This is a genomic window from Phytoactinopolyspora endophytica (assembly GCF_004138495.1).
Lineage (GTDB): Bacteria > Actinomycetota > Actinomycetes > Jiangellales > Jiangellaceae > Phytoactinopolyspora > Phytoactinopolyspora endophytica.
Window position 1 is genome coordinate 77819 of sequence record NZ_ML142871.1, and the last position, 11539, is coordinate 89357.

Here is an 11539-nt window from a genome sequence, read left to right on the forward strand (position 1 = left end):
AATGCGGTAGCCGGGCTCTTCGTCCCCGAACGGATCGTTCGATCCGGTCTCGATCGGGATGCCTACTTCGCGCAGCTCATCTTTGTCGCGCTCGAACATGCGGTCGAACGCCTCGTCGCTCTGGCCGCCGTACCCGCCGACCACGCGCCGGATCCTGCTCTTCGGCACGTAGCCCCGCGCCACCAAGAGGCAGATGACCAGATTCATCAGCCGTTCGCTCTTGGCCTGCTGCGACACCGCTTCCTCCTCCCACGGGACGTGGGTACCCCCTCGGGTGACCAGACGTGCTCCCCGTGCACCGGCTTCATCGCGAGACTACCTCTTGGCTAGTCTTTCGGAGTGATTCGGTGGCGAGGCGGCGTGGTGCGCGCAGTCGGGAAGTCTTGGCCGGGTGCGGTCGAGATCACGGTCGACGCGGACGCCCTTGACGATAACGACAGCAACGGCGACGGCAACAATGACAACAGCAACGGCGACGGCAGCAACAGCGCGGAGCGCACGGAACCATCCGGTGTGGTTCGCGCGCTCGCCTTTACCCATATGGTCGGTGAGCCCCAACCGGGCGACCGCGTACTGCTGAACACCACGGCGCTCGACCTCGGGCTCGGCACTGGTGGCTTCGCCCACGTCGTCGCTCTGCCCGACCGCCTGCCCGCCGATCCACCGCCAGGCCCTGGACATCTCGTCAAGGCGCGCTACACACCCCTGCAGGCGACGGTACTCGGGGCCGACGAGCAGGACTCGCCATGGCACGAGACCCTGCGCGAGGCGGACGACCTCGAGGGCATGCCCGTGGTCACCGCCGACCTGCACTCCGCGCTCCCGGCCATTGTCGCCGGGATCCGCACTGGCTCGGCTACCCCACGTGTCGCCTACGTCATGACGGACGGCGGCGCCTTGCCGATGTGGCTCAGCCGGACCGTGTCAGGCCTGCGCGAGGCCGGCTGGCTCGCCGGCACCGTTACGGTCGGTCAGGCCTTCGGTGGTGACCACGAGGCCGTCACACTGCACACCGGACTGCTCGTGGCCCGCCACGTCATCAAGGCAGACGTCGCGGTCGTCGCCCAAGGGCCCGGCAACCTCGGTACCGGCACCAAATGGGGCTTCTCGGGTGTCGCCTGCGGAGAAGCGGTCAATGCCACGGTCATCCTCGGCGGCAGGCCGGTCGCGTCTCTGCGAGTCAGCGAGGCCGACGCGCGGCCGCGCCATCACGGCGTATCCCACCACAGCCTCACGGCGTACGGACGAGTCGCCCTGACCTCTGCCGACGTCGTCGTCCCGGAGCTGACCGGCGAATTCGGCCAGAAGGTCACCGACCAGGCCAATAGGCTACGCGGCCGCCACAACGTCGTCGCCGTCCCGGTGACCGGCCTCGACCATGCGTTACGTGAGACACCGGTCCGGCTCTCCACCATGGGCCGGGGTCTCGACGAGGACCACGCCTACTTCCTCGCCGCCGCAGCTGCCGGACGGCACGCCGAGGCGCTCCTCCACCACGACAGCTGAAGGCGCACAGCTGAAACCAGTTGACGTCAACCAGTCAACGTCGTCGTCCGAAAGGGCTGGCCTGCCCTATCGGGCGACGGCGAGCAGGTCGATGATGAAGATCAGCGTCTTCCCCGCAAGCCGGTGACCGGAGCCCGCGGGCCCGTAGGCCAGGTGCGGAGGGATGACGAGCTTGCGTCGTCCACCCTCTCGCATCCCGGGAATTCCGTCTTGCCAGCCTTTGATCAGCCCGGTCAACGGGAATTCGATCGGCGTACCGCGGTTCCAGGATGCGTCGAACTCTTCGCCGGTCTCGAACTCGACACCGACGTAGTGCACCTTGACGTTGGCCCCGGCGATGGCCTCCGGGCCATCGCCGGACCAGATATCGGTGACCTCGAGCTGCTCGGGGACGCCGCCTACGGGAAAATCGACCTCTGGTCGTTCAAGTGTCATGTGACAGGGATCCTAGTAGCTTCCGACGATATCGATGACCAGTGCGATCGCTGGGATGTCCTGACCTTCCTCGGCGCCTTCGGAGGCGTCCTCAGAGGTCAGCCGGGTGACCAGCCGCGAGCCGACGGTCAGGCCGTCCGCGACGTCTTCCCATCCCGGCAGGGTTTGGAAGCCCTCGATCGGAATCAGCTGCCCCGGCCCGGTTCCGGTGCCCCACGTGCCCTGGGCTCCTTCGCCATCCGGGTACGGCGCCTCCAGCATCTGGGCTGCGATCATGGCGCCCTCGCCGATCTCTTCGCCCTCGCCGCGGGCGAGCACCGTCGTGTCCGACTCCTCGGGCTCTTCGGGAGCATTGCTGAAGTCCACAGTCGGCTCGCCGCTCTCGCTGCCCTCGACGACCGGCATGTCCTCCGGGAGGTCCTCCACCGGTTCTCCGGTGGCGCTGGCCTCGGGATCGATCGAGTCGACGATGTCGACGACGAACAGCAGCGTGTCTTCTTCGAGGTCGTGGCCTTCCTGACCACCGTAGGCCTGGTCCGCCGGTATCGTCAGCAGGACCCGGGACCCGACCTGCTGACCGGCGAGCCCGTCCTTCCAGCCCGGGATGACCGCGTCGAGCGAGAACGCAGCGACCTGACCGCGCTCGAACGAGCTGTCGAACACGTACGGGGCCTCTTCGCCACCCTCGTCCGACTCTTCCTCGGAGTCTTCAGTCTCAGAGTCTTCGGTCCCGCCCTCTTCGGCACCGTCATCTGAGCTTTCTGTCTCCGCAGGCTCTTCCCCGGGCTGCTCCTCGGACTGCTCGGTCTCCTCCGGTGCACGGGGTTCCCAGGTCTGACCGTGGTAGTCGGCCACGACGAAGTCAGTCTCGCCGACCTCGCGGCCGTCGTCGCCCTCGGAGAGTACGTCGACCTCGAGCTCCTCCGGCGGCTCGCCGCCGGGTACCTCGACTGTCGGGGTCTCCCCGAACTCCCCGGAGACTTCGACGTCGGAGCTGGACGTCGAATCTTCGTCGTCGCCGCACGCGGCCAGGATAAGGCCCGCCGCGACCAGCGGTGCGATTAACAGACGTGTAGTGCGCACAGTGGACAATTTCTCAAACCTTAGTGTGTGAAGGGCACGAGGCACCCACCCTAGACCCAGACACTGAGAACTCACTAAGGAACTTCGCAGCACGTCAGGGAGGATTCAGCAAGTGCCGCCATAACGTTACATGCTGTCGATGAGCCGAGCCACGCGTTCATCGCTCGAACGGAACGGATCCTTGCACAGCACCGTCCGCTGCGCCTGGTCGTTGAGCTTGAGATGGACCCAGTCCACGGTGAAGTCCCGGCGGCGCTCCTGTGCTCGCTTGATGAACTCGCCGCGGAGCTTGGCCCGCGTGGTCTGTGGCGGCACCGACTTGGCTTCGAATATCTCGACGTCGCGGGAGACTCGGGAGACCGACCCTCGCCGCTCCATCATGTAATACAACCCTCGCCTGCGGTGTATGTCGTGGTAGGCGAGGTCGAGCTGGGCGACGCGTGGATGGGAGAGCGTGATCCCGTGCTTCGCCCGGTAACGCTCGATCATCTGGTACTTGGTGACCCAGTCGATGTCCCGCTCGATCAGCCCCAGGTCGCCTGTGTCGACGGCTTTCAGGGTGCGCTCCCAGAGCTCCAGGACACGGCGCACGACCGGCGTGTCGATCTCCCTCCGCTCGACGAAGTTACGCGCCTTCGTGAAGTACTCTTCCTGGATCTCCAGGGCCGACGCCTCACGTCCGCCGGCCAGCCGCACCTTGCGACGGCCCGTGATGTCGTGGCTGATCTCACGGATGGCCCGGATGGGATTCTCCAGGCCAAGATCGCGCAGCCCGACTCCGGCCTCGATCATGCGCAACACCAGGTCGGTGGCGCCGATCTTCAGCAGTGTCGTGCACTCGTTCATGTTGGAGTCACCGACGATGACGTGCAGGCGCCGATAGCGTTCCGCGTCGGCGTGCGGCTCGTCGCGGGTGTTGATGATCGGGCGGCTGCGGGTCGTGGCGCTGGAGACGCCTTCCCAGATGTGCTCAGCCCGCTGGCTCACCGCGAACATCGCTCCGCGCGGCGTCTGCAGCACCTTGCCCGCACCGCAGATAATCTGGCGCGTGACCAAGAACGGGATCAGGACATCAGCCAGCCGGGAGAACTCACCGTGTCGGCCGACCAGGTAGTTCTCGTGACATCCATACGAGTTACCCGCCGAGTCCGTGTTGTTCTTGAAAAGATAGACGTCGCCTACGATGCCTTCCTCGGCGAGCCGTCGCTCAGCGTCGACGAGCAAGCCTTCGAGCACCCGCTCCCCCGCCTTGTCATGGGCGACGAGGTCGGTGATGGAGTCGCACTCCGGGGTCGCGTACTCGGGATGGCTGCCCACGTCGAGATAGAGCCGGGCCCCGTTGGACAGGAAGACGTTGCTACTGCGTCCCCAGGTGACGACCCGTCGGAAGAGGTATCGCGCAACCTCATCGGGCGAGAGCCGACGTTGTCCGCGGAATGTGCACGTGACGCCATACTCGTTCTCAAGCCCGAAGATGCGGCGATCCATAGACCGACTCTAGTCCTCAGTCTCGTCCGGCGGGGTTTCCGTTGTGTCTCGATCCGCTGTGTCGTCCTCGGCCGTGTCTTCTGCCGGCCGGCTCAGCAGCGACTCCAGCTGAGCCCCGCGGATTCTCCGGAACGTGCGGCGGGGACGGCTGCGGTCGAGTATGGCCACCTCCAGCTGGGTGGTGGCGATCTGACGTACTTCTCCCCCTTCGTCGCGGCCCAGCGCGTCGACGGCGAGCCGCAGCGAGTCCTCCAGGGAGGCAGAGCGCTGGAAGTTCTCCCGTACATGCGTGGAGACCTGGTCGGACGGCCCGCCCATGACGCTGAACCCGTCCTGGGAGAACACTGAGCCGTCATACACGATGCGGTAGATCTCGTCGCTGCTCTCGTCCGCGCCGAGCTCGGCGACCACCAGTTCCACTTCGTATGCCTTGGGGTCTTGAGTGAAGATGGTGCCCAGCGTCTGTGCGTAGACATTGGCCAACGCCCGGCCCGACACGTCGACCCGGTCGAACGAGTACCCACGCAGGTCGGCCAGGCGGACACCGGCCTGGCGGAGGACCTCGAACTCGTTGTACTTGCCTACGGCCGCGAATGCGATCCGATCGTAGATCTCGCTGATCTTGTGCAGCGACGGCGACGGATTCTCCGCGACGAAGAGAATCCCCCCTTCGTACTGCAGCACGACGACCGAGCGTGACCGGGAGATCCCTTTGCGGGCGTAATCCGCCCGGTCCTTCATGATCTGTTCGGGCGAAACGTATCCGAACTGCATCGACACCGGTGGTGATCCTCTCCGAGCCGGGGGTTGTCAGGTCAAGTGCGTACGGCCCAGGGCCGTCAGCTCAACGGAGCCTGGGGACCGTCGGGCCGGCCGCTCCGCGCCGACACGACCCGATCGACCAGGGGTGAGACGGTGTCATCCGAGTAACGGTCGAACCCGTTCTCGTCCACAACCGTGATAATCGGGAAGATCCTGCGGTACATGTCTGGTCCGCCGGTGGCCGAGTCATCTTCCGCAGCGTCGTAGAGCGCCTGGATACAGGCGACCACGGCATCCTCCGCGCTGAAGTCGTCACGGAAGAGTTTCTTCAATGCGCCCCGAGCGAACACCGAACCGGACCCTACGGAGTAGAACTCGTGCTCCTCGGACCGCGCCCCGGTGGGGTCGTAGGAGTAGATCTGTCCTCGCTCGTTGCCGGCGTCGAAGCCCGCGAACAGCGGCACGGCGACCAGCCCTTGCATGGCAAGGCCCAGGTTGGCGCGGATCATGTGCGCCAGCCGGTTGGCCTTTCCCTCGAGGGAGAGAACCGTTCCCTCGATCTTCTCGTAGTGCTCGAGCTCCAGCTGAAAGAGTCTGACGAGCTCCAAGGCGATCCCCATGGTGCCCGCGATGCCCACCGCCGAGTACTCGTCGGCTTGGAACACTTTCTCCGCGTCCCGCTGAGAGATCAGGTTGCCCGCGGTGGCCCGTCGGTCTCCGGCCATCACGACGCCGCCCGGGAAGGTCACGGCCACGATCGTGGTTCCGTGCGGGGCCAGGCCGGAATGATCCGCGTACTGTGTGCTGCCTGCAAGGCGCCGCCCCGGCAGCATCTCCGGGGCGTATTGACCCAAGAAGTCGCTGAACGACGATGTCCCGGCTGTCATGAACGCCGCCGGAAGGCGGCCCAAACCGGCGAGATCCACTTACTCTCCACCCTTCTGCACGAACGATCTGACGAAGTCCTCGGCGTTCTCTTCCAGCACCTCATCGATCTCGTCGAGCATGTCGTCGACATCATCCGCCAGTTTCTCCTGGCGGTCCTTGGCCTCTTCGGTGGCCTCCGCCGCCTGAGCCTCTTCGGTCTCGACGTCCTCGTTACGGCGTGGCTGCTTGCGCTGCTGCCCGCCAGCGGTGTCACGCGCCATCGTCAACCTCCGATTCGTCGCTTACCTAGACCCTATCCACAGAACACCGGCTTAGGCCCGTGGGTACCGATCATGACACGTACTTCTTCTTCCGCCGTCAGCGAACCGCTCGGCCCGGCAGACGACGCTCCTAGCGGGCGGTCAACTCCGCGACCAGGTCGGCGGCGGTGTCGCACCGGTCCAGCAACGATCCCACGTGGGATCTGGTGCCGCGCACGGGATCGAGTGTCGGTACCCTCTGCAGCGCGTCACGTCCTGGCAGGTCGAAGATGACGGAGTCCCAGGACGCCGCCGCGATCGTGTCCGCATATTTGTCTAAGCAACGACCGCGGAAGTACGCCCGGGTGTCTTCCGGCGGAAGATCGACCGCGTGCCGGATTTGAGAGTCGGTGGTGAGGCGCTGCATGCGCGATCTGTCCACCAGACGGTAATAGAGTCCGCGCTCGTGCCGGACGTCTGAGTACTGAAGGTCGACCAGATGCAGCTTCGGGCTCGACCATTCCAGGCCGTCGCGTTCCCGGTAGGACTCGAGGAGCGCGAGCTTGGCAACCCAGTCCAGCTGATCGGACAGGGCCATCGGATCGTTGCCGAGCATGGTGACGATCGTCTCCCACCGATCGAGGACGTCCGCCGTGATCGGGTCCACATCGGTGCCGTACCGGTCCTCGACGAACTTGCGTGCCTGCTCGGCATACTCCGCCTGGAGCTGGACTGCTGTCAGCCGCCGGCCGTCGGTCAGCTCGACCTGGTACTTCAGGCTCGGGTCGTGCGAGACGTCGTGCATCGCGCCCACTGGCCGCTCGATCGAGAGGTCCCAGCCCAGGAAGCCTTCCTCGATCATCGCCAGGACCAGCGACGTGCTGCCCAGCTTCACATAGGTGGAGATCTCGGAGAGGTTGGCGTCGCCGACGATCACGTGCAGACGCCGGTGCTTCTCCGGGTCCGCGTGCGGCTCGTCCCGGGTGTTGATGATCGGGCGCTTCAGCGTGGTCTCCAGGCCGACTTCGACCTCGAAGTAGTCCGCACGCTGGGAGAGCTGGAAGCCGTCCCTGCCGCCGTCCTGTCCGATTCCCACCCGGCCCGCTCCGCACACCACGGGGCGGGAGACGAAGAACGGAACGAGGTAGCGCACGATGTCCGCGAACGGCGTCGCGCGGCTCATCAGATAGTTCTCGTGACAACCGTAGGAGGCGCCCTTATTGTCGACGTTGTTCTTGTAGAGCTGGATGGGCGCGGTCCCCGGCACGCCGGAAGCGAACCGGGCGGCCTCGGCCATCACCTGCTCGCCCGCCTTGTCCCAGATCACCGCGTCCAGAGGATTGGTCACTTCGGGCGAGGAGTACTCCGGATGCGCGTGGTCGACGTACAGCCGCGCACCGTTCGTCAGGATGACATTGGCGAGGCCGATCTCCTCGTCGGTGAGCTGACTGGGATCGGCTCCGGTACGGGACAGTTCGAAGCCCCGGGCGTCCCGCAGCGGGTTCTCCTCCTCGAAGTCCCAGCGCGCCCGCCGGGCCCGAGCTCGCTGGCCCGCATAGGCGTTCACCACCTGCGACGAGGTCAGCATGGAGTTGGCGGAAGGGTTACTGGGAACAGAGATGCCGTACTCCGTCTCGATCCCCATGATGCGACGTGCGCTCATGCAACGAGCCTACGTGAGAGTTCCATAATCACGGTCACCACAGATACCCACGCACGGCTCTCGAGACACACACGTGACCAGACGGGAGGTACTGGAATCTCCGGTTCAACGGCCCGGCGGCGCTGGCTCCGGGTACTCGACGCCCAGCTGGTTCAACGCGTCGTCGAGCACTCGCATCGCGTCGACCGTGTCCGACAGCGGCATCTCCGGGCACTGCGTGCGCCCTTCCCGGACCGCCTGAGCCACGGCCCGCAGCATCGGCACGTAACCGCGACCCTCCGGCGTGTCCTCGAACACTTCCACACGCTCCACACCCCGCTCCGGCGCGTCGACGTGCACCATGCGCACGGGGTGGTGGAAACGCGGCGAGAACTCGATCCGGCCGAGCGTGCCGACGATGCTGGCGCCGCCCGCGATCGGAGCGGTCAGTGTGGCCTCCAGATGTGCCCGTTGCCCGCCTGGCCAGCTCAGCATCAGGCCGGCTTCCGCGTCGACTCCGAGCTCGGTGAGTGTACCCACGGCCCCGACCTGCGACGGCATACCGAGCAGCATCTGCGCGAATGATACCGGGTAGATCCCGACATCCAGCAGAGCGCCACCGCCCAGAGCGGGGTTCCACAGCCGGTGCACCGGGTCCACCGGTGCGGCGAATCCGAGCTCGGCCGTGACCGAGCGCACCTCTCCGAGGACGCCCTGCGCCACCATCCGGCGGGCCCGGATGATCAGCGGGTTGAACCGGGTCCACATCGCTTCCATGCAGAACACGCCGCTCTCACGCGCGTGCGCCACCAGAGTCTCGGTCTCCTTCAAGGAATGGGTGAAGGCCTTCTCGCACAGCACGGCCTTACCGGCGTCCAGCGCCAACCGGACCGCGTAGGCGTGCTGCGGGTGCGGCGACGCGACGTAGACCACGTCGACGGCGTCGTCCTTCACCAGCGCTTCGACTGAGTCATAAGCGTTCTGCATGCCGAACTCGTCCGCGAAAGAGCGCGCTCGCTCCTTGTCCCGCGAGCTCACGGCGGCCAGCCTGGCATTCTCCAGCAGCGTGAGATCACCGGTGACGCTGTGTGCGATGTTGCCGGTCGCGACGACGCCCCATCCGATGACTCGCTCTTGCCCATCTCCCATGACGATCACCCTAGCGGCTCAGCGAGAACAGCCGGTCCTCGACGTGGTCCAGCCCCAGACGGACCGCCCCGAGTGCGACCGACTCGTCGCCCAAGCTCGACATCCGCAGCTCCGGAAGGCGGAGGCAGAAGGGCCGCATGTGGTCGGCCAGCAGACGTACCAGCGTGTCTCCAGCGGCCGCGATACCGCCTCCGATCACCAGGCATCGTGGGTTGAGCGCCAGCACCAGCGCAGTCAGCCCGGGCGCCATGGAGGCCGCGAACGCGTCCATCTCGCGGCGAGCGTCGTCGTCCCCGGCCACCGCGCGAGACAGCATGCTTGCCGCGGAGTCACCGGCCGGCGTCCCTCCGGCCCCGGCGAAACTCAGGGTCTGCTCACTGGCTTTGGACCAGCCCAGCTCCGGCAGCCATCCGATCTCTCCGGCCGCGCCGTCGGCGCCTCGGTACAGCGACCCGTCGATCAGGATGGCCGCGCTGTACCGCCGCCCGGTCAGCACCCAGACCACATTCCCGACGTCGGTCGCGGCGCCGCGCCAGTGCTCCGCCACCGCCGAGAGGTTGGTGTCGTTCTCCACCGTGATCGGTGTCGGTATCCGCTCTGAGAGCTGGTCGGCCAGTGAGAAGTCCGACCACTCCGGCAAGACGTGGCAGAGCGTGACGCGGTTCCCGTCCTCGACCAGCCCCGGAGTCCCGACGGTCGTCGCCCACACCTGTCCGAGATCGACGCCGGACTGGGCCGCGCACTCCTTGGCAGCGGCCCCGATGGCGCTGAGCCGGTCCGAACGGCCGGCGGCCCGATTGACCGGCACGTCGCATTTCGCCTGGGTGGTTCCGTGCAGGTCGGCGAGGACCGCCGATACCCGATGCCCGCCGACCTGGACGCCGAGCACGTACCCCGCTTCCGGGCAGAATCGGAACGTCCTGGCCGGGCGGCCCACGGGCCGGACGGCTTCGTCCCTTGCGACCTCGACCACCAGGTTCTTCGCGGTGAGCTGCTCAATGGCGGCTTCCGCGGTCTTCCTCGCAAGTCCGGTGGCGTCGACGATCTGGGTCAGCGTCATGGGTCCGGCGCGATAGAGCCTGCGCAGCGTGTTGGTCGCATTGATCTGCCGCATGTATGCGGGATCCGCGCCGCGCGTGGTGTGGTCGTCGTCCACCGAGCCTCCTTCTCGTCATGGCCCACAAGCGCAACCGCGCGTGCCCCTCGGATGATGCCATGGGCGGCCCGAGGCGGTCAGGGCTTGACAAATATTTTAGATACTCTCAAAAATATCTCCACAATGAGCTACGCCACCAGAGCCGCGCAGCGGCCCATCACCATCGCGGTCGTCGGAGCGGGCAACCGGGGCCGTGCCTATGCCCGGTGGGCGACGTCCGGAGGCCGCGCCCGGGTGGTCGCCGTGGCCGACCCGGACCCGGCGCGGCAGAAGTCGCTGGCCGACGAGATCGGAGTGCCGGATACCGGCGTGTTCGACGGCTGGGAACAACTCGCCGCGGCGCCTCGTCTCGCCGACGCCGCCGTCGTCGCCACCCAGGACACGATGCATGTCGAGCCGACGGTGGCACTCGCCCGCGCCGGCTACCACATCCTCCTGGAGAAACCGATGGCGACCAGCCCGGACGGCGCCCGGAGGATACTCGCCGCCGTCCAAGAATCGGGCGTGCGCCTCGCCGTCTGCCATGTCTTGCGGTATATGCCGTACACGCAGGCGCTTCGCCAGATCATCGACAGCGGCCAGATCGGCGAAGTGGTCACCGTCGAGCATCTGGAACCCGTGGGCTGGTGGCACCAGGCGCACTCGTACGTCCGCGGCAACTGGCGCCGCGAAGCCGACTCGTCGCCCATGCTGCTGGCCAAGTCCGTCCACGACATGGACTGGCTGAACTACATCATCGGACGCCGGCCGGCCCGTGTGTCGTCGTTCGGCAGCCTGCATCACTTCCGCCCCGAGCAGCGACCGACGGATGCCGCGGACAACTGTCTGGACTGCCCGGTCGAGCCCACCTGCCCCTACTCCGCACCCCGGCTGTACCTCTCCTGCCTCGGCGACCCCAAGCGGGAGAACTGGCCGCTGTCCACCGTCACCGACGCACGAACGCCGGAAGGCGTCATCGAGGCTCTGCGGTCCGGACCGTATGGGCGCTGCGTCTACAACTGTGACAACGACGTCGTCGACCACCAGGTGGTCTCTATCGAGTACGACGGCGGCGTGACGGCGTCGTTCACGATGACGGCGTTCACTCCGGAGATGTTCCGCCAGACCAGGATCTTCGGCACCCACGGCTATCTCGAGGGCGACGGGAAGAAGATCGACGTCGTGGACTTCCGGACGCAGCACGGACACACG

11 protein-coding genes and 1 pseudogene are annotated in these 11539 nt (G+C 66.5%); 2 read left to right on the forward strand and 10 right to left on the reverse strand.

Annotation, left to right across the window (positions count from 1 at the left end; all coding sequences use genetic code 11):
- Positions 1–237, reverse strand: a pseudogene (locus tag ELR45_RS39710) (helix-turn-helix transcriptional regulator); the annotation flags it as partial.
- 102 nt (positions 238–339) lie between these two features.
- On the opposite strand from ELR45_RS39710, the gene ELR45_RS30430 reads away from it, so the two are divergent.
- A complete protein-coding gene (locus tag ELR45_RS30430; RefSeq protein WP_129669638.1) occupies positions 340–1506 on the forward strand; it encodes a DUF3866 family protein in 1167 nt (388 codons plus the stop codon).
- A gap of 66 nt (positions 1507–1572) precedes the next feature.
- On the opposite strand, the gene ELR45_RS30435 is transcribed toward ELR45_RS30430, so the two are convergent.
- From ELR45_RS30435 to ELR45_RS30475, 9 genes are all read right to left on the reverse strand, one after another.
- Positions 1573–1941: an FKBP-type peptidyl-prolyl cis-trans isomerase gene (locus ELR45_RS30435; RefSeq protein ID WP_129669639.1), complete on the reverse strand. Its 369-nt coding sequence runs from the start codon at positions 1939–1941 to the stop codon at positions 1573–1575.
- Between the two features lie 12 nt (positions 1942–1953).
- Positions 1954–3024 (reverse strand): FKBP-type peptidyl-prolyl cis-trans isomerase, encoded by a 1071-nt coding sequence (locus ELR45_RS30440; protein ID WP_165368243.1) that lies wholly within the window; start codon positions 3022–3024, stop codon positions 1954–1956.
- 126 nt (positions 3025–3150) lie between these two features.
- Positions 3151–4512 (reverse strand): Pup--protein ligase, encoded by a 1362-nt coding sequence (gene pafA, locus ELR45_RS30445; protein ID WP_129669641.1) that lies wholly within the window; start codon positions 4510–4512, stop codon positions 3151–3153.
- Between the two features lie 9 nt (positions 4513–4521).
- Positions 4522–5286 (reverse strand): proteasome subunit alpha, encoded by a 765-nt coding sequence (gene prcA, locus ELR45_RS30450; RefSeq protein ID WP_240760262.1) that lies wholly within the window; start codon positions 5284–5286, stop codon positions 4522–4524.
- 65 nt (positions 5287–5351) lie between these two features.
- The gene (gene prcB / locus ELR45_RS30455) at positions 5352–6161 is read right to left on the reverse strand and encodes a proteasome subunit beta (RefSeq protein WP_129669671.1); all 810 of its coding nucleotides are present in this window, start codon (positions 6159–6161) and stop codon (positions 5352–5354) included.
- A gap of 39 nt (positions 6162–6200) precedes the next feature.
- The gene (locus tag ELR45_RS30460) at positions 6201–6422 is read right to left on the reverse strand and encodes a ubiquitin-like protein Pup (protein WP_129669643.1); all 222 of its coding nucleotides are present in this window, start codon (positions 6420–6422) and stop codon (positions 6201–6203) included.
- A 130-nt stretch (positions 6423–6552) separates the two neighbouring features.
- Positions 6553–8064: a depupylase/deamidase Dop gene (dop, locus tag ELR45_RS30465; protein WP_129669644.1), complete on the reverse strand. Its 1512-nt coding sequence runs from the start codon at positions 8062–8064 to the stop codon at positions 6553–6555.
- 105 nt (positions 8065–8169) lie between these two features.
- Positions 8170–9192, reverse strand: coding sequence for a Gfo/Idh/MocA family protein (locus ELR45_RS30470; RefSeq protein ID WP_129669645.1), 1023 nt, complete (start codon positions 9190–9192; stop codon positions 8170–8172).
- 10 nt (positions 9193–9202) lie between these two features.
- Entirely contained in the window at positions 9203–10348 is a 1146-nt protein-coding gene (locus ELR45_RS30475; RefSeq protein WP_129669646.1) for an ROK family protein, read from the reverse strand.
- Between the two features lie 123 nt (positions 10349–10471).
- On the opposite strand from ELR45_RS30475, the gene ELR45_RS30480 reads away from it, so the two are divergent.
- On the forward strand, positions 10472–11539 hold a 1068-nt coding region (locus tag ELR45_RS30480), incomplete at its 3' end, for a Gfo/Idh/MocA family protein (protein WP_205857574.1).

Excerpts from the sequence above, each read along its gene's own strand:
- prcB (WP_129669671.1), bottom strand. The coding sequence starts at position 6,161 with ATGACAGCCGGGACATCGTCGTTCAGCGACTTCTTGGGTCAATACGCC.
- prcA (WP_240760262.1), bottom strand. The coding sequence starts at position 5,286 with ATGCAGTTCGGATACGTTTCGCCCGAACAGATCATGAAGGACCGGGCG.
- ELR45_RS30470 (WP_129669645.1), bottom strand. The coding sequence starts at position 9,192 with ATGGGAGATGGGCAAGAGCGAGTCATCGGATGGGGCGTCGTCGCGACC.
- ELR45_RS30460 (WP_129669643.1), bottom strand. The coding sequence starts at position 6,422 with ATGGCGCGTGACACCGCTGGCGGGCAGCAGCGCAAGCAGCCACGCCGT.
- dop (WP_129669644.1), bottom strand. The coding sequence starts at position 8,064 with ATGAGCGCACGTCGCATCATGGGGATCGAGACGGAGTACGGCATCTCT.
- ELR45_RS30435 (WP_129669639.1), bottom strand. The coding sequence starts at position 1,941 with ATGACACTTGAACGACCAGAGGTCGATTTTCCCGTAGGCGGCGTCCCC.
- pafA (WP_129669641.1), bottom strand. The coding sequence starts at position 4,512 with ATGGATCGCCGCATCTTCGGGCTTGAGAACGAGTATGGCGTCACGTGC.